The sequence below is a fragment of the Streptomyces sp. NPDC087300 genome, from assembly GCF_044744425.1.
Taxonomy (GTDB): Bacteria; Actinomycetota; Actinomycetes; order Streptomycetales; family Streptomycetaceae; genus Streptomyces.
Genome location: NZ_JBIUYI010000004.1, coordinates 12,410 through 28,635, shown reverse-complemented (window position 1 = coordinate 28,635; position 16,226 = coordinate 12,410). Strand labels below are relative to the sequence as shown.

Sequence of the window (16,226 nt, the reverse complement as noted above, 5' to 3'; positions counted from 1 at the left end):
GCCGGGACTCCCGGTCGAGCGTTTCGCATGACAGGGCCCTTCGCCCGCCGCCGGGCGAGACCACCGGTCAATCGCCGTAGCGGTAGAGATTCTTGTGCCCGAGGAGCTCGTTCGGTTTGACGTTCCAGGGCGGCATCAGCTCGTGCCGGGCGACGATGCGCTGGTACTGGGCCTGCCCGAGGCGGGGAGGCTGCTCGGGCAGATAGGGCGCGGAGTCCGGGTGGCGGCGCTGCCAGCGGTCCCACAGCAGGTCCACGAACGCGTGGTGCAGCCAGAAGACCGGGTCGTTCACCGAGGCACCGCCCAGCATGTGTCCGCCCACCCAGCGGTGCACGCGGTTGTGGTTGCGCCACCGCTCCGACCCGCCCGCGGACGTCCAGCCCTCCAGGGCGTTGCGGAAGCCCCGGTCCGCCGTGGAGTCCCACGGTTTCGCGTCGTACTCGGCCTCCGTCATGGCCCCGGCCACGTCCTGCGCGGTGGGCAGGTCGATGGGGTCCTGGGCCCGGCCCAGGTTGCGGGTGAGGTACTCGCCGTCGGTGACGCCCTCCTTGATGGCCCAGTGCCCGCTCGCGTAGGCGAAGGGGCCGGTCATGACCTTTCCGTCGGAGGGCCGCCCGTTCCCGCCCATCAGATCGGCGCCCCACAGCGACACGGCGGGCGTACGGTCCTTCGTCCAGTCCCAGTACGGCACGGTCACGCCCGCGTCGACGCGTTGTAAGGCCCGCTCGAACTCGAGCACGAAGCGGCGGTGCCAGGGGAAGAAGGACGGCGTCATGTGGGCCACCCGCAGACTGGGCTCCCCGTCCGACACGTAGTAGTCGATGTGCATGCGCACGAACTCGTCGTACTCCCCCGAGCGCTTGACCTTGAGCGTCGCGTCGACGAATCTGCGGCGCTCGGCTCGGCTGAGGCTGCTCTGGTTCTTGCGCGTGTGAGCCATGTCCATCCGTTCGCCGGGCGGGCGGCCTCACTCAGTGGTGACGACCGCTCAATGAGAGGTGGCTTCCGAGCTCGTCGACGGCTCCCCGGGCGGCGGCCAGCGGGGTCGCGTGCGACTGGTAGTGGTCCACCATGCTGAGGTAACTGCCGTCCGCGCGGCGCATCAGGCCGAGCGGCTTCCCGTCCACCGTGACCTGCCAGTCCCCCTCGGCCCCGGCGGCCCGGCCGGCCACCGGGGCCCCCACGATGCGGCGGCCCCGGTACATCTCGTCGAACAGCGGATCGCGTGCCGGGTGCGCGTCGGACTCGGTCCCGGTCCGTGCCGTACGGAAGATCCCCGCGGCGCCGAGCAGCGAGGTGACGGCCACGCCCAGCAGATGGCGGCGGGAGAGACGGTCGACGAACGGCCTTCTCTTCGTCTCCGGATCGGGCAATGGCGGGGACAGGGGCGCGGGTACGGAGGGCGCCGCGAGGGCCCGGCCCGCGGCCCGGCCCTCGCACGTCGACTGGGGCGCCATCGTCAGCCGAGCCCGAGGTTGGCCGCGGGCTGGGCGCGCAGCTCCGGGGCTTCGACGCCGGCGCTGGGCAGCTTCGGCGCGGGCAGGCCCCACAGGTCGGGCCGTGGTGCCGTCAGGGGGAGGTCCAGATGAGGGGTGGGGGTGACCGCCTGGACGGCCGACGCGTCGGCCTCGGCGCCGACGGACTCCACGGTGTCCTCGCCCAGCGTCTCCGCGAGCGGCGCCGACATCTGCGTGTCGGGCAGGACGCCGCCGACCGGGAAGCGCGGGACCGCCCGCTCGGGCAGCAGGCTGTCCTGGGCGTACCGCGGTCCGTCGAGGCCCTCGCCGAGGGGGACGGGGACGCCCGTCGTCAGTTCGGGGGCCTCCGTGTCGAGGGCGTACTCGAGCCCGTTCAGCGGGACCGTCACCGAGGGCTGCTCAGCCGCCTGGGCCGTCGCTCCGGCGCCGGCGGCCGCCGCGCAGGCGAGGGCTACCGCGAGGGCACCTCTGGTTGACTTCTTCATCGCTCGATTCGTCCTTTCGCTGTACCGATCACACGGTCCGTAACCCACTCAACGACTCGGCTGTGTGATCAGTGCAGATTTCGCCCGACTGCACCAAAGGCGGAGCGAATTGATGCGGTACAGGGACTGGAACTGGAGCCAGCCGCAGAATACGACGCGGATCACCACCGGATAAGCGACCAGGCCCAGCATCGGATGGGGAAATCCGAATACCGTGGCCTGTTCGCTCTTCATGATGGTGCCGCAGGCCACCACGGGATTGAGGCTGCACCCGGGGACGAAGTCCGGGTCCTTGAGGAGCTTCAGCTCGTCGAGCGTGATGACCCACGCCGCCAGCAGGCCCATCGCACCCGTGATCACCAGGTACAGCCCGGACATACGGTTCGCCCCGCCGCGCGGGACCCACTCTGAGCCCGGCGCGGGGGCGGCGCCCTCACCGAGGGCGAGGGCGTCGTCGCCGACGACCTGCGGCGGCACCCGGCCGGGCACAGAGGTGGTGCGCATCAGGAACGCAGGCTGCGGGCCGGCAGCAGACAGTGCGCGGCGTTGAGCAGCGTCTCCTCGTCACCGGCGAACTGGCTGAGCACCTCGTCGGTGACCGTCTCGCCCGGCTTGGCGTCGGGCCAGGCCCGGGTGGTGACCATGAAGTAGGCGTGCCCGCGCTGCTTCACGGCGGCGAGCCACTCCGGCGGCACCGCGCACTGCGCGTTGACGTGGGGCATGTTGACGACCGCCTGGTCGGCCTCGACGAGGAGGCTGACCGGCAGCGAAGGGGCGCGCGCGCCGTCGACGAGCGGGCCGCCGATGGGCAGGCCCGCGTCCTGGAGCAGCGTGGTCAGCGCCTGGGCGGTCGACTCCGGGCCGCCCTCGGTGTCCCCGAGCGAGTAGGCCAGCAGGAAGGGCATGTCCTTCTGGTCCTCGGGGTGTTCGCCGCTCCAGGCGAGGACCGCGAGGGTGCCCAGATCTGCCGCGTGGAAGGGGCGCTGTTCGCTGGTGGTTGAGGTCATGGGGGAACCGTATAGAGGCAACGGCCCCGTTTCGGGCCGCCGTTCACCCGTGTGGGCGAGCCCTGCTTCCGCGTCACACGATGGAGCGACAGGTATCGGCCCGTCCCGGACAGACCGAAGGGCCGGCCCCGTGGAAGAGGTGAGCCGGCCCTGGTGCCTCCGGTGCGTGCCCGAGGCGTCCCCGAGGGGTGGTCGTTCAGTCGTTGACGGCCTCGTTGCCGAAGGCCGGGTTCAGACCACCGATGAGCGTGCCGGTGTTGCCCGAGACGTTCACCGGAACGTGCACGGGAACCTGGCCGACGTTGCCGGAGGCGACACCGGGGGAGTTCACGGCGGCACCCTGGGCGCTGGCGCCGTCCTCGCCGGCGAAGGCGCTGCCGGAGGCGGCACCCGCGGCGAGACCGGCAACGGCGAGAACGAGAGCGGCCTTCTTAGCAGTCTTCATAATCGAAACCTTCCCTTGGGGGTTTACGTCACCCTATGGATTTGCCTGCGAGTTCCCCCGCAACAACACGCCGATGACCCCACTCCCCGTCCGGGCCAATACACGGACAGGGCACGGAAATCGGGGGTCTATTACTTGGCGAGGGGAAGTCCGCCGAGAACCTGAGCGGGACCACCGGCGGCGTTCAGACCGTCCGCGGCGTCCTTGACCGTGTTGACGACGGACTCGCCGTTCTCGGTGTCGAGCATGTTGGTGCTGAGCGGCTTCGTGGCGAGCAGGTCCTGGCTGGCGATGGTCTCCAGGCCGCCGTTCAGGCTGGTGGGCGTCAGGTCGCTGGCGAAAGCCGGCGCGGCGGAAGCGGCGAGAGCGATCGATCCTGCGAGGACAGCGGCAGCCTTCAGCGACTTCATCATGTTCCTTTCCTCGGCGACTATTTGCCGCCTATGGGGGCACCGTTCAGGCATTGATTACCTGTCGTCTCGTGCACCGGGACTAACGAGCGCAAGCCGATGAGGAAACTCTCGGCATCAGGAATTCCATGAACACGACCGAATGCGAGCGCACCCCCTCTCATATCAACTGGCCTATATGGGGTCAGCGTTGCCCCCGGCACGCAAGAGCCCGCCACGCCGGGGTCCGGCGTGGCGGGCGGGTGGCACGGGGCGGCCGCGGCCGCCCCCGCCTCAGGGGGCGACGGGGAGCGAGGGCGTCTGGGGCAGGGCCCCGGTCGGCAGGCCCGGTGCCTGCGGCAGCGCGCCCGTGGGCAGCTTCGGCAGCGCCGGGAGGCCCGGCAGGCTCGGCGCGGGCAGGCCACCGCTGAGCAGCGTGGCGACGGCCACGTTGACCAGGCTGGTGAGCACCACGGGGGCCTGCGTGAGGACCGTCTTGGCGTCACCGGCGGTGGCGGCCTTGACGAAGGCGTCCACCGCGGACTGGAGTGCGGCCAGCGCGTCGCCCTTGACGTCGAGCGGCGCCCTGCGGTCGCTCTGGGAGCCACCGGTCGGGAGCTTGGGCAGCGCCGGCGTGGCGGGCGGCTTGGCGGCCGGGGCCTCGGGGGTCGCGGGGGTGGCGGGGGCCTTCTTGGCCGCCGCGTCGATCGCCGCCTTCACTGCGTCGGCGTGCTTCTTGGCCTCGTCGGCGGAGAGCTTGTTGCCGTCGGCCTTGAGCACGGCGTCGAGGAGTGCGGTGACCGGGGTGAGGACACCTCCGACATCGGCGAGCTGCTTGGTCTGGGCCAGCAGGGCGTCCGGGGCGGGGGCAGGCGCGCGGGGGGCGGACTGGGTCTCGTCGTGACTGGCGTCGCCGGTGGCGGCGAAGGCGGGTCCCGCCGTGCCGAGAAGCAGCGTCGCGCACAGGGTGGTGGTGGCGATACGCCGTACGGGCAGAGCGCGCATGATGTGTTCCCTTTCGGTGATGCGTCGGATCTTGTGATCACCGTGAAAGCGACCAGGGCCCGCCGCAACCGAGCGCCTGCGGAACATGTCGGCCGTCACCCGACCGGCGCGACATCCATGCAGGTGAGTGCGCTGATGTGGTGGATGGTCAGCGGCCCGCGCCGCGCCCGCCATTCGGGGTATGCCCCGCTCGGCCGACCGGGCCGACCCCCACCACGCACAACGGCCGCCCCTGCGGGAGCAGGGACGGCCGTCGCGGTGCAGACGTGACACTTAGTCGTTGGCGCACTGGTTGCCGAACGCCGGGTTCAGCAGGCCGATGACGTTGACGCTGTTGCCGCACACGTTGACGGGAACGTGGACCGGCACCTGGGCGGTGTTGCCGGAGATGACGCCCGGGGAGTTGCTGGACGCGCCCTGCGCGCCGGAGTCGGCGGCGGCGACGCCGGCGGTCCCCGCCATGGCGGCGGCGGCGACGGCGGAGAGGGCGAGGGCCTTGGTCGTACGCGACATGGGGTACTGCTCCTTGCTGGGTGTTGCGGTGGATGGGCGGTTGCCCGTCCTGTGTGTGAACGGCCGATCCGGGTGCCAAGTTGTGCGCCCAGACGGGTGATCCGTGCCGCGTGTCCCCCATGGTGACGAAAGTGGCGCGAACGCGTTGAGCAGTGTCGCCGCACGGCTTCGGGGGTGCGGGGGCCGGCCGTAGAGGTACGGAGCCTCCGCACTCTTCACAATTCCGACATACGTCGCGGAGTTGACGGATGCGGCTCGCCCAAGCCGCTACAGTTGCGCTTCCCCTTGGGTGAATTACACCCATAAGCCCACAGAAGAGCGCATTACATGCGAAGTTCTCATCTCCGCTGTGGTTCCCAGGTCGTCACACCCCGGAAGGCCAATGCCGTCATGCGTCATTCTCTGGGCCTGCGCCGTGTGTTCGTACCGCTGCTCGCACTCACCACGTGCCTGACCGCGCAGGGCACCGGGGCAGCGGCCCCACCCGGTCCGCCCGGCAACGAGCGAAGCCGTATCGAGTTCACCCAGCGCTTCCACGCGGTGCAGCACGGCGGCGTCGTACGGGCGGCCAACTCGGCCATCACCTGCCGCCGTCCCCTGGTGCGCACCGCCGCGTCCTGCGCCGACGTGCGCGGCGGCGGCGCCGGGACGAACAGCGACTTCGACATGTTCTACATCGACGTCGACAACGACCCGAACACCTACAACTCCAGCACCGGCGAAGTGCGCCTGCCCCCGCACTCCCGGGTCTCCTACGCCCGCCTGTACTGGGGAGGCAATCTCCGGGTCGGCGAGCAGAAGCCGCCCAAGGACAACGGACGCGTCCTGGTCGCCGAGCCGGGCGGCAACTACAAGGCCGTCCTCGCCGACACCCTGGTGGGCCACCGCGTCGCCGACGGCACGGACGCCTTCCAGGCGTCCGCCGACGTCACCGACCTGGTACGGGGCGCGGGGGCGGGCTCGTACACGGTCGCCCAGGTCAACGTCGCGATGGGGCACTCCAGGGCCGGCGCGTGGGGCGGCTGGACGCTGGTCGTGGCCTACGAGAACGCGGCCGAGCCGCGCCGCGGCATCGCCGTGTGGGACGGCTTCGACCGGATCGGCGCGGGCGACCCCCGCCACGCGGTGCGGCTGCGCGGCGTGCCGCTCGCACCGGGCGCGCGAGGCGTGGCCGGTGTGGTGGCCTACGACGGCGACCGCGGCCGCCGCGGCGACACCCTGAGCGTCTCCGCCGGAGGGCGCGGTCCTGTGCCGCTGTCGGACGCCGCCAACCCCGAGGGCGACGCACTGAACTCGACCATCAGCGGCCCCGGCGAGCCGGCCCGCAGGGAACCCGCGTACGCCAACACCCTGGGCTACGACTCGGACGTGCTGCCCGTCACCGGGAGTCCCGGCACGCGGCGCGGCGATCTGACCGTCCACCTCGCCTCGCAGGACCCGGCCTGGATCGGCGTGGTCTTCGCCGCCGTCGACGTGAGGCGCTAGCCCGCGTCGCTCCGCATCGACTCAAGGGAGTCGCAAATGTATCCATCTCCAGCCTCCCCTCCCGTGCGGGTCCTGCATATCTGTCAACCCGTGGACGGCGGAGTGGCGCGCGTCGTCGCCGAGCTCGCCGCCGCGCAGGCCGCGGCCGGACTGCGTGTGCACGTGGCCTGCCCGCCGGAGAGCCCGCTGGCCCGGTCGCTCGACGCGCTGCCCGGCGTACGGGTGCGTCCCTGGACGGCGTCCCGGTCACCCGGTCGTACGCTCCCGTCCGAAGTACGGGGCGTGCGGCGCGTCGTCGACGCGGTGGCGCCCGATCTGGTGCACGCCCACAGCGCGAAGGCGGGTCTCGCCGCGCGGCTCGCCCTGCGCGGCGCCGTCCCCACCGTCTTCCAGCCGCACGCCTGGTCCTTCGAGGCCGCCGACGGCGTGACCGGTCTGCTCGCCCGCCGCTGGGAACGGGCCGCGGCGCGCTGGTCGGCCCGCATCGTCTGCGTCAGCGAGGCGGAGTGGGTGACCGGACGCCGGGCCGGGATCGACGGCCGCTACACGGTGGTCCCCAACGGCGTCGACCCCGAGCGCTTCGCCCCCGCCGACCGGGCCGCGGCCCGCGAGCGGCTGCTGCCGCCCGGCCATCCCGCGAGGAACGGCGCTCCGCTGGTGGTCTGCGTGGGCAGGCTGTGCCGGCAGAAGGGCCAGGACCTGCTCCTGGAGGCCTGGCCCTCGGTGACCGACCGGTTCGCCGACGCCCAGCTCGTCCTGGTGGGAGACGGTCCCGAGGCGGCGCCGCTGCGTGCCAGGGCGGGCCGCCCGGTGACCTTCGCGGGGGCGGTCGCCGACGCGGGCCCCTGGTACCAGGCGGCCGACGTGGTCGTCCTGCCGTCCCGCTGGGAGGGCATGGCCCTGGCGCCCCTTGAGGCGATGGCCTGTGCCAGACCGGTCGTGATCACCGATGTGAACGGGGCGCGGGAGAGCCTGCCCCTCGTCGACCGCGAGCGGTGCCTCGTCCCGCCGGAGAATCCGCGCGCGCTTGCCCGGTCGCTGATCGCGCTCCTGGCGGACGGCGGGCTGCGCGACGAGCTGGGCGCCCGGGGCCGTCGCCACGTCCTGACGCGGCACGACGCGGAGCGGTCCGCCGAGGCCGTCACCGCGGTGTACCGCGAACTTCTGGGCACGGTGCCCCTCAAGAACAGGGAGTGCACCACAACGTGAGTGCCGAACGAACTGTTGCCGCCTCGTCGGCGCAGCAACGGCTGGACGAGCAGAGCGCGTCCGGGACCTTCGTCGTCGCCCCGCGCACGGCGACGGGCCGCCGCACCGGGGCCCGGGTACGTCAGCCGGTGCGCACCCGCCGCTGGACGGCGGCCCTGGTCACGGTCGACGCGGCGGCCGCGCTCGCCGGTGTCCTGTTCCTCGACGCTCCCCAGCGGCACGCGGCCCTCGCGGGCCTGCTGCTCGCCGGGGTGCTGTTCCTGAACGTACGCGGCAGGCTCTACCAGCGTGCCGTGCTGCCCGCCGCGCTCGACGAGGCGCCCGCGCTCGCCGGGCGGATCGCGCTCAGCTGGTGCGTCCTGGCCGTCGTCGCCACCGTCCTGCCGCCCGCCGTCCGGCTGAGCCCGGCGACGCTGGGCACGGTCGTCGCGGCGCAGACCGTGCTGTGCGTGTGCGGCCGCGCGCTCGTGCACTGGTACCAGCGCGCGGGCGTCCAGCGCAGGCCGAGCCCGGTCCTGGTGCTCGGGCCCACGGGTCCTGCCAGGGGCGTCGCCGCGGCGCTGCTGCGCAGGCCCGGCTGCGGCATGCGGCCGGTCGGCGTGGTCAGCGCCTCGTCCGACGAGGCGTCCGACCGGGGTGAGCCCGCGCCGGACGGCCTGCCCGTGCTGCCCGTGCTCTCGACCGAGGACGAACTGCACCGGGCCGTGATCCAGAACGACGTCCGCAGCGTCCTCATCCTCGCGGGCCACGGCATCGAATCGCCGGTCGGCAGGACCGCGCTCAACGACCTGGGCTGCGACCTGTGGGAACTCGACGCCTGCTGCCCGGGACCGGTCCCGCCGCCCGAGCGGGGCCGCAGGCACCACGTCGCGGGCTTCGCCTGCCGGCCGCTGCTCGTCGGGGCCCGGGGGACCAGCGCGGGCAAGCGGACGCTGGACATCGCGGTGTCGACCGTCCTGCTGCTGCTCGCCGCGCCGGTGCTGCTCGGCTGCGCCCTGGTGCTCCGGGTGGTCGAGGGGCCCGGGGTGATCTTCCGTCAGGAGCGGGTCGGCAAGGACGGCAGGCTGTTCACGCTGCTGAAGTTCCGCACCCACCGGCCCGCCAACCCGCAGGAGGCGGCGACGCGTTGGAGCGTCGCCGACGAGCGGCGGATGGGCCCGTTCTGCCGCTTCCTGCGCAGCACGTCGCTGGACGAGCTGCCGCAGCTGTGGAACGTGCTGTGCGGTGACATAAGTCTGGTGGGCCCGCGTCCCGAACGCCCCTTCTTCGTGGCCCAGTTCAGCCAGACGTATCCGAACTACGCGCAGCGGCACCGGATGCCGACCGGGATCACCGGGCTCGCCCAGATCCACGGGCTGCGCGGTGACACCTCCATCGAGGACCGGTGCCGCTTCGACAACGCCTACATCGACAGCTGGTCCTTCTGGCAGGACCTGGCCATCCTGCTGCGCACCCTGGGCTGCCTCGTGCGCCGTACGGGGAGTTGAAGGCGTGACCCACTCCGCGCTCCGCCCCTGGCCCGACACGGCCCCGGCACCCGCCGCGCACCGGACCGAGCCGCTCGCCGCGGTCCGGCGCGCGCTGGCCAGGTACGCGACGGTGCTGCCCGTCGTCGTCCTGGTCGCGCTCCTCACCGTGCCGCCGCCGCCCGCCGCCGAGACCTCCGGCGCGGGCACCGTCGCCGACGCGGTCTCGGCGCTCGTCGTCGGCTACTGCCTGGTGCTCGTGCTGCGCCGCGGGCAGCGTCCGCTGACGCGCACCGCCGCCGTACTGCTGGGACTTCCCGTCGTCGGCATCACCGTGGCCGCCTGCGGCGCCGCGTCCGCCGCGCTCGGCGTGCCCGGCGCCGCGCGCTACCTGCAGATCTTCGTCCTCGTCCCGGCCGCGGTGCTGATCCTCATCAGGGACGCGCACCACTTCCGCCTGCTCGCCTGGTCGTTCGTCGGGCTCGCGCTGTGGCAGGGCACCTTGGGCGTCCACCAGTACCTGACCGGGACCGGCGCCTCGTACATGGGCGAGGACATCCGCGCGGTGGGCACGTTCGGTTCGACGGACGTCATGGGAATGGCCACCGTCGTCTCCTACGGCCTCGTCAGCTCCCTGGCGCTCGCCTTCCGGCCCGGCGCGCCCCGGCAGCGCACGGCCGCGCTGATCTGCGCGGCCCTGCTCGCCGTGCCGCTCGCGCTGTCCTTCAGCCGCGGCGCGTGGATCGCCACCGCGGTGGCCTGCCTCTTCGTCCTCTTCCTCGCGGGAGCGCGCAGGGCGAGCCGGGCGCTGCTGGCCGCGGGCGCGGCCGGGGTGGTCCTGGTGGCCGGGCTCGGCGTGGGCTCCGACATGCTCCAGGAGCGGCTGAGCAGCATCACGCAGGTCACGGACACGCCCGACCAGTCGGTCACCGACCGGTACACGATGTGGGCGGCGTCGGTGGACATGTGGCGCGCGCAGCCGATGACCGGCGTGGGGCTCAAGGGATTCCCCGAGCACCGTGACGGCCATGCCTCGCTCGCCCTGTCGTCCGGCAGCGACACCGCGGGCGCGGGCGCCGGTTTCGTACGGCAGCCGCTGCTCTCTCCGCACAACATGTATCTGCTCGTCCTGGGCGAGCAGGGGCTCATCGGCCTGGTCGCGCTGGCCGGGAGCTGGCTGGCCGTCCTGGTGTGCGGGCTGCGCCGGTGGGCGCGGCAGCGGCCGGGCCGCTCGGGTGCGGGCGGCCCGGAGCTGGACTGCGCGCTCCTCGCGTGCGGGCTGCTCGTCTGGCAGCTGGTCGACTTCGTGTACGCGGACATCGGCGGGCCCTCCACGGTGCTGACCGCGATCGCGTTCGGCCTCGTGTCCTGGTGGGCCGTGGGCGCCCGCGCGCTGCGGGAAGAGGCGGCGGCGCGGTGACGGCCGGGCCCGAGACGGTGGCGACGGACCTCGCGACGCCGCCACCGCCCCCCACGAAGGACAGGACGAGCAGCGGCTCGTTCCTCGCCAAGGCCGCCCTCGTCACCGCCGCGCTCTCGGTGGCCGGCTCGCTCCTCGGGCTCGTCCGTGACCAGGCGCTCGCGCACTACTTCGGTGCCAGCACCGACACCGACGCGTTCCTGGTCGCCTGGACGCTCCCGGAACTGGCGGCGACGCTGCTCATCGAGGACGGTCTCGCCTTCTTCCTCGTCCCCGCCTTCAGCCTGGCGCTCGCCCGCCGCGCGGACGGCGGGGACGGGGACCCGGTGCGCGCCCTCGTACGGACGTCGTTGCCGCGGATGGCGCTGTGCTTCGCGGTGACGGCCCTGGGGCTGGTGGCCGCGGCGCCGTACATCGTCGCGCTGCTCGCCCCCGGCCTGCCCGACCCGCAACTGGCCGTCGACTGCACCCGGCTGACCGCGACCAGCGCCCTGACGTTCGGGCTCGCGGGGTACTGCTCCGCCGCGCTGCGGGCGCACCGCAGGTTCGTCGCCCCCGCCACGGTCTACGTCGCCTACAACACCGCCATCATCGTGGCGCTGTTCGTCCTGTCCGGGCGCTGGGGCATCCGGTCGGCCGCGGCCGGGGTCGCGGTGGGCGGCGTGCTCATGGTGCTCGCGCAGGCGCCGTCCCTGTGGCGGCAACTGCGGCGCGGCGGCCGCACGGTGTCCATCCCGCGCCCCGCCCAGCCGGCCAAGCCGACCCCGCCGACCATGCAGACGGCGATCATCTGGACGGTCCTGCTGTTCGCGCTCTGCCGCCAGTCGCAGGTCCTCATCGAACGCTTCCTCGCGTCGTCGCTGCCCGCCGGGGCCATCTCGCATCTGAACTACGCCCAGAAGGTGGCGCAGATGCCGATGGTGCTCTCCCTCATGCTGTGCACCGTCACCTTCCCCGTGGTCGCCCGTGCGCTCGCCGACGGCGAGATCGAGCGGGCCCGCGACCGCGTCGAACGTGATCTCGTCCTGGCGGGCTGCATGGTCATGTTCGGGGCGGCCGCGGTCATCGCCGCCGCGCCCGCGCTCATCGAACTGCTCTTCCAGCGTGGTGCGTTCGGGGCCAGGGACACCGCGGCCACGGCGGGCGTCATGCGCGTGTACACGCTCGGTCTGCTCGGGCACACGATGGTGGGCGCGCTGGCCCGCGCCTACTTCTCCGTGGCACGCACCACCTGGATCCCGCTGTTCTCCATGTTCATCGGGGTCGTCGCCACGGCCGGGATCGGCTTCCTGACCGTGGGCACGTGGGGCGTGTACGGCATCGCGGGGGCCAACGCGACCGGCATCTGCGTGACCGCGGCGCTGCTGCTGCGGGGGCTCGGCCCCGACACCGTGCCCATCAGGACGCGGGCGGTGGTGGGGCAGCTGGCCCGGCTCGTGCTGGCCGCGGCCGTCGCGGCGGTCCTCGGCGCCCTGGTCGCCCGGCGGATGGCGAGCCCGCTGCTCGCCGTCGTGGCCGGCGGCGGGGTGGTCGCCGTCTCCTTCGTACTCATCGGGCTTGCCCTGCGGGCGCAGCCCTGGCCTTCCGTCCTCCGCTCCGTCACAGGAAGACTCCGCCATGCCCGTTGACCTCAGACCGAACGCGCAGCCGGGGGCCGAGCCCTTCCTGCTGCGCCGACCGCCGAGCACCCCCGCGTGGGTGGCGATGTACCACTCCGTCGAGCACGCGTCCGAGGACCCGTACCGGATCACCGTCTCCCCCGAACGCCTCGCCGAGCAGCTGCGGTGGCTGCGCCGCCGGGGGCTGCGCGGCGTGTCGATGCGGCAGCTCGTGGAGGCGCGCGCCCGGGGCGAGGAGCGCGGTCTCGTGGGGCTCACCTTCGACGACGGGTACCGCGACTTCGTCGAAGGGGCGCTCCCCGTGCTGCGCCACCACGGCTGCACGGCCACCGTGTTCGTCCTGCCGGGCCGCCTCGACGGCGACAACGCCTGGGATCCGCTGGGCCCGCGCAAGCCGCTGCTCGGCGCCGACGGCATCCGGCACATCGCGGAGTACGGCATGGAGATCGCCTCGCACGGGCTGACCCACGTCGACCTGACCGAGGCCGACGACCGGCTCCTGGAGCGCGAGGTCAGCGGCAGCCGGGCCGTGCTGAGCGACCTGGTCGGCGAGGACGTACAGGGCTTCTGCTACCCCTACGGGCACGTGGACGAGCGGGTGGTGTCCGCCGTGCGCGCGGCCGGCTACGGCTACGGCTGCGCCATCGACCCCGGCCCGCTCCGCGGCCCCCTCGCCCTGCCCCGGATCCACATCGGGCAGAACGACTCGTCGCCGCGCCTCGCCCTGAAGCTGTGGACGAACCGGCTCAGGGGCCGCGCCCTCACCCCGGCGGCGGTGACCGGGTGAGGGTCCTGCACGTCATCACCGGGCTCGGCGTGGGCGGCGCCGAGCAGCAACTGCGGCTGCTGCTGCGCCATCAGCCCGCGCACTGCGACGTCGTCACGCTGACCAACGCGGGCACGGTCGCGGAGGGGATCGTCGCCGACGGTGCCGCGCGGGTGAGCGACCTCGGCATGTCCGGCAACCGGGACGTGGCGGCACTCCCCCGGCTGACCAAGATGATCAAGGGCGGGCAGTACGACCTGGTCCACACCCACCTCTTCCGGGCCTGCCTGTACGGGCGCATCGCGGCGCGCCTCGCCGGGGTCCGTGCCGTCGTGGCCACCGAACACTCCCTCGGGGAGACCCAGATGGAGGGCCGCCGCCTGACGGCGGGCGTCCGCGGGCTCTATCTGACCGGCGAGCGGCTGGGGCGGATGACCGTCGCCGTCTCCCCGGCCGTCGGGCAGCGGCTGCGGCGCTGGGGCGTGCCGCAGCAGCGGATCCGGGTGGTGCCCAACGGCATCGACGTGGACCGCTTCCGGTTCGCCCCGGACGCCCGTGCCCAGATCCGCCGCCAACTGGGCGTGCCCGAGGGCGCGTTCCTCGTCGGCGGCGTGGGCCGGCTGGCCCGCGGCAAGCGTTTCGACGTCCTGCTGCGGGCCGTCTCCCAACTGCCCGACGACGTCATGGTCCTGCTGGTGGGAGCCGGCGAGCAGGAACAGGAACTGCGCGGGCTCGCCGACCGGCTCGCCCTGACCGACCGGGTGCTCTTCGCCGGTGAGGCCGCGCACGAGGACGGACCCGCGGCCGGCCGCGGCCCCGACCTGCCGTCGCTGCTCGCGGCGATGGACGCGCTGGCCTCGCCCTCCCCCGAGGAGGCCTTCGGGCTCGCGCTGGTCGAAGGGCTGGCCAACGGCCTGCCCGTGGTCTACACGTCGTGTCCCGCCGTCGAGGGCCTGCCCCTCGACCGGCAGACCAACGCCGCACACTGCCCGAGCGATCCGGACGCCTTCGCGCAGGTCCTCTTCCGCCTCCGCGGCCAGGACCTCGCGCACCGCGCGGCCGCCCCCGCCGTGCGGCACTACAGCATCACCCGCAGCGCCGACCAGCTGATGGACGTATACGCCTCAGTTGTCTCCGGCTTGACCCTGAAGGTGAGTCCTTGATGAACGACTCCGCAACCGAGCGCCCCCGCCTCGGCGCCCTGCGCACCCGCGCCGCCCGGCTGCCCCGCTGGTGGGCCCTGCCCGCCTGCGCGGCCCTCGGCGCCCTCGCCGGTGCCGGGTACGGCGTGCTGCACACGCCCCAGTACACGGCCACCAGTTACGTCATCGCCGTGCCGCAGGAGCGGTCGGACCCCGCCACCGCGCTGGGGTTCGCGCAGGCGTACGGCAGGGTGGCGACGCAGCTCGCGGTGCTGAGCGACGCCCAGGTCGCCGCGGGCATGTCGGCCGCCGAGCTCCAGGACAGCGTGCAGGTGGCGACCTCTCCCGACGCCCCGATGATCGCCGTCTCCGCGTCCGCCGACCGGCCCGCGGAGGCCGCGATCACCGCCAACGCGGTGGCCCGCTCGCTGGCGAGCAGCGCCAACCACGCCAAGGACAGCACCCGCGTCAAACTCCTCGCGTTCTCCCGGGCGGTGAAGCCCACCGAGCCCACCTCGCTGTCCACCGGGGTGAGCGTCCTGGTGGGCGGCTGCGCCGGCGGTCTGCTCGGCGGTCTGACGCTGCTGGTCCGCCCGCGCCGGCGCGAGGAGCCCACGGGCGCGGCCGCCGTCCCCGGACCGGCCTCCGGCCTGGTCCGGAGCAACGCGTGAGCGCGGCTTCCGGACCCGTCCTGCGGGCGGAACTGTGCGTCGACACCGACGCGTTCGCGGCGCTCGCCGAACCGTGGGGGCGCCTGTACCGGGCGTGCGGGGCGGCGACGCCGTTCCAGAGTCACGCGTGGCTGTCCTCGTGGTGGCACTCCTACGGCAGGCGCGGCAGGCTGCGGGTGCTGCTGATCCGTGACGCGGCGGACCACCTGGTCGCGGCGGCGCCGCTGATGCGGGTGCACCGGCCGATCCCGGCGCTGAAGCCGCTGGGCGGGGCGATCTCGGACTTCGCCGACGTCCTGGTGGACGACGCACGGCGCGAGGCCGGGCTGCGGGCGCTCGGTGAAGCCCTGTACGGCCTGGCCCGCACCGCGCTGCTCGACTTCCGCGAGGCCCGTCCCGGCGCCTGCGTCGAGGACGTCTACCGGGACTGGCCTGGCCCCAAGAGGATGCTGGCCGACTCCTCGTGCCTGGAGCTGCCCGCCATGCCGATGGAGGATCTGCTCAAGCGGCTGCCCACGCCACGGGCGCAGCGCACCCGGGCCAAGATGCGCAAGCTCGCCGCGCTCGGCGTGGAGAGCCGCATCGTGCCGTGCACGGACGTCGAGGAGTCGGTGCGGACCCTGCTGCATCTGCATCAACTCCAGTGGCGCGGCCGCAAGGTGACCTCCGAGCACCTCCAGCCGCGCTTCCACGAGCACCTGCTGCGGTCGATGCGGCCGATGGTGGCGGCCGGGGAGGCGGTCGTGACCGAGTTCCGCCTCGACGGGCAGGTGGTGGCGGCGGACCTGACCCTCCTGTCGGACACGCTGGCGGGCGGTTATCTGTACGGCGCCGATCCCCAGCTCAGGGAGCGCAAGGTGGACGTCGCCACGATGCTCCTGGAGGCGTGCACCCGGCACACCGGCGGCGAACGCCCCCGTACGCTCAGCCTGTTGCGCGGCACGGAGCCCTACAAGCAGCACTGGCGGCCGGAGCCGGTCACCAACCAGCGGTTCCTCCTCGCCCGCCGACGGACGGCTCCGCTGCTGTCCGCCGCGTGCGGTGACGCGTCCGCCCGCCAGTGGCTGCGCACGCAGCGCCGGCGGCGCGGCGAGCACCGCGAAGGCGGGGCCTCGTCATGAGGACC

Annotated in this window: 17 protein-coding genes and 1 pseudogene; 9 read left to right on the top strand and 9 right to left on the bottom strand. The window is 73.3% G+C overall.

Going from position 1 to position 16,226, the window contains the following annotated elements:
* Positions 1-67: 67 nt before the first annotated feature.
* The 9 genes and pseudogenes from ACIO9J_RS16020 to ACIO9J_RS15980 all read right to left on the bottom strand — a co-directional run bounded on the left by ACIO9J_RS16020 (position 68) and on the right by ACIO9J_RS15980 (position 5,322).
* On the bottom strand, positions 68-940 hold the full coding sequence (locus ACIO9J_RS16020; RefSeq protein WP_401998780.1) for a tyrosinase family protein: 873 nt from the start codon (positions 938-940) through the stop codon (positions 68-70).
* Positions 941-971: 31 nt separating this feature from the next.
* Complete coding sequence (locus ACIO9J_RS16015) at positions 972-1,457, bottom strand: tyrosinase family oxidase copper chaperone (RefSeq protein WP_401998777.1); 486 nt, start codon at positions 1,455-1,457, stop codon at positions 972-974.
* A 2-nt stretch (positions 1,458-1,459) separates the two neighbouring features.
* Positions 1,460-1,963, bottom strand: a complete 504-nt coding sequence (locus ACIO9J_RS16010; RefSeq protein WP_401998774.1) for a hypothetical protein — start codon at positions 1,961-1,963, stop codon at positions 1,460-1,462.
* 66 nt (positions 1,964-2,029) lie between these two features.
* Positions 2,030-2,341: pseudogene (locus ACIO9J_RS16005) on the bottom strand (vitamin K epoxide reductase family protein); the annotation flags it as partial.
* Between the two features lie 125 nt (positions 2,342-2,466).
* The gene (locus ACIO9J_RS16000) at positions 2,467-2,970 is read right to left on the bottom strand and encodes a DUF5949 family protein (protein ID WP_401998771.1); all 504 of its coding nucleotides are present in this window, start codon (positions 2,968-2,970) and stop codon (positions 2,467-2,469) included.
* Between the two features lie 196 nt (positions 2,971-3,166).
* Positions 3,167-3,415: a chaplin gene (locus ACIO9J_RS15995; RefSeq protein WP_401998769.1), complete on the bottom strand. Its 249-nt coding sequence runs from the start codon at positions 3,413-3,415 to the stop codon at positions 3,167-3,169.
* A 131-nt stretch (positions 3,416-3,546) separates the two neighbouring features.
* A complete protein-coding gene (locus ACIO9J_RS15990) occupies positions 3,547-3,825 on the bottom strand; it encodes a hypothetical protein (RefSeq protein WP_402001029.1) in 279 nt (92 codons plus the stop codon).
* 273 nt (positions 3,826-4,098) lie between these two features.
* Positions 4,099-4,809, bottom strand: a complete 711-nt coding sequence (locus tag ACIO9J_RS15985; RefSeq protein ID WP_401998766.1) for a hypothetical protein — start codon at positions 4,807-4,809, stop codon at positions 4,099-4,101.
* Between the two features lie 273 nt (positions 4,810-5,082).
* Positions 5,083-5,322 (bottom strand): chaplin, encoded by a 240-nt coding sequence (locus ACIO9J_RS15980; RefSeq protein ID WP_098242622.1) that lies wholly within the window; start codon positions 5,320-5,322, stop codon positions 5,083-5,085.
* A 390-nt stretch (positions 5,323-5,712) separates the two neighbouring features.
* On the opposite strand from ACIO9J_RS15980, the gene ACIO9J_RS15975 reads away from it, so the two are divergent.
* Genes ACIO9J_RS15975 through ACIO9J_RS15935 form a run of 9 tightly spaced genes read left to right on the top strand, consistent with a single transcriptional unit; the run spans position 5,713 to position 16,221 of the window.
* Complete coding sequence (locus ACIO9J_RS15975; RefSeq protein ID WP_401998762.1) at positions 5,713-6,807, top strand: DUF3344 domain-containing protein; 1,095 nt, start codon at positions 5,713-5,715, stop codon at positions 6,805-6,807.
* Between the two features lie 36 nt (positions 6,808-6,843).
* A complete protein-coding gene (locus tag ACIO9J_RS15970) occupies positions 6,844-8,016 on the top strand; it encodes a glycosyltransferase family 4 protein (RefSeq protein WP_401998759.1) in 1,173 nt (390 codons plus the stop codon).
* Positions 8,013-9,503 (top strand): exopolysaccharide biosynthesis polyprenyl glycosylphosphotransferase, encoded by a 1,491-nt coding sequence (locus ACIO9J_RS15965; protein ID WP_401998756.1) that lies wholly within the window; start codon positions 8,013-8,015, stop codon positions 9,501-9,503. Before ACIO9J_RS15970 ends, ACIO9J_RS15965 begins: the two co-directional genes overlap by 4 nt.
* 4 nt (positions 9,504-9,507) lie before the next feature.
* Entirely contained in the window at positions 9,508-10,902 is a 1,395-nt protein-coding gene (locus ACIO9J_RS15960) for an O-antigen ligase family protein (RefSeq protein ID WP_401998753.1), read from the top strand.
* Positions 10,899-12,530, top strand: a complete 1,632-nt coding sequence (locus tag ACIO9J_RS15955; RefSeq protein ID WP_401998750.1) for a lipid II flippase MurJ — start codon at positions 10,899-10,901, stop codon at positions 12,528-12,530. The genes ACIO9J_RS15960 and ACIO9J_RS15955 overlap by 4 nt, the downstream gene beginning before the upstream one ends.
* Positions 12,520-13,308 carry a polysaccharide deacetylase family protein gene (locus ACIO9J_RS15950; RefSeq protein ID WP_401998747.1) on the top strand — a complete coding sequence of 263 codons (789 nt, stop codon included), beginning with the start codon at positions 12,520-12,522 and terminating at the stop codon, positions 13,306-13,308. The genes ACIO9J_RS15955 and ACIO9J_RS15950 overlap by 11 nt, the downstream gene beginning before the upstream one ends.
* On the top strand, positions 13,305-14,450 hold the full coding sequence (locus ACIO9J_RS15945; RefSeq protein ID WP_401998744.1) for a glycosyltransferase: 1,146 nt from the start codon (positions 13,305-13,307) through the stop codon (positions 14,448-14,450). Before ACIO9J_RS15950 ends, ACIO9J_RS15945 begins: the two co-directional genes overlap by 4 nt.
* A complete protein-coding gene (locus ACIO9J_RS15940) occupies positions 14,450-15,100 on the top strand; it encodes a lipopolysaccharide biosynthesis protein (protein ID WP_401998741.1) in 651 nt (216 codons plus the stop codon). Before ACIO9J_RS15945 ends, ACIO9J_RS15940 begins: the two co-directional genes overlap by 1 nt.
* Entirely contained in the window at positions 15,097-16,221 is a 1,125-nt protein-coding gene (locus ACIO9J_RS15935; RefSeq protein ID WP_401998738.1) for a GNAT family N-acetyltransferase, read from the top strand. Before ACIO9J_RS15940 ends, ACIO9J_RS15935 begins: the two co-directional genes overlap by 4 nt.
* Positions 16,222-16,226: the final 5 nt, after the last annotated feature.

What these genes read in the sequence shown, in the direction of transcription:
- ACIO9J_RS15970 (WP_401998759.1), top strand. Translation starts at nt 6,844, where the DNA reads ATGTATCCATCTCCAGCCTCCCCTCCCGTGCGGGTCCTGCATATCTGT.
- ACIO9J_RS16010 (WP_401998774.1), bottom strand. Translation starts at nt 1,963, where the DNA reads ATGAAGAAGTCAACCAGAGGTGCCCTCGCGGTAGCCCTCGCCTGCGCG.
- ACIO9J_RS15980 (WP_098242622.1), bottom strand. Translation starts at nt 5,322, where the DNA reads ATGTCGCGTACGACCAAGGCCCTCGCCCTCTCCGCCGTCGCCGCCGCC.
- ACIO9J_RS16020 (WP_401998780.1), bottom strand. Translation starts at nt 940, where the DNA reads ATGGCTCACACGCGCAAGAACCAGAGCAGCCTCAGCCGAGCCGAGCGC.
- ACIO9J_RS16015 (WP_401998777.1), bottom strand. Translation starts at nt 1,457, where the DNA reads ATGGCGCCCCAGTCGACGTGCGAGGGCCGGGCCGCGGGCCGGGCCCTC.
- ACIO9J_RS15995 (WP_401998769.1), bottom strand. Translation starts at nt 3,415, where the DNA reads ATGAAGACTGCTAAGAAGGCCGCTCTCGTTCTCGCCGTTGCCGGTCTC.
- ACIO9J_RS16000 (WP_401998771.1), bottom strand. Translation starts at nt 2,970, where the DNA reads ATGACCTCAACCACCAGCGAACAGCGCCCCTTCCACGCGGCAGATCTG.
- ACIO9J_RS15950 (WP_401998747.1), top strand. Translation starts at nt 12,520, where the DNA reads ATGCCCGTTGACCTCAGACCGAACGCGCAGCCGGGGGCCGAGCCCTTC.
- ACIO9J_RS15990 (WP_402001029.1), bottom strand. Translation starts at nt 3,825, where the DNA reads ATGAAGTCGCTGAAGGCTGCCGCTGTCCTCGCAGGATCGATCGCTCTC.
- ACIO9J_RS15985 (WP_401998766.1), bottom strand. Translation starts at nt 4,809, where the DNA reads ATGCGCGCTCTGCCCGTACGGCGTATCGCCACCACCACCCTGTGCGCG.
- ACIO9J_RS15975 (WP_401998762.1), top strand. Translation starts at nt 5,713, where the DNA reads ATGCGTCATTCTCTGGGCCTGCGCCGTGTGTTCGTACCGCTGCTCGCA.
- ACIO9J_RS15940 (WP_401998741.1), top strand. Translation starts at nt 14,450, where the DNA reads ATGAACGACTCCGCAACCGAGCGCCCCCGCCTCGGCGCCCTGCGCACC.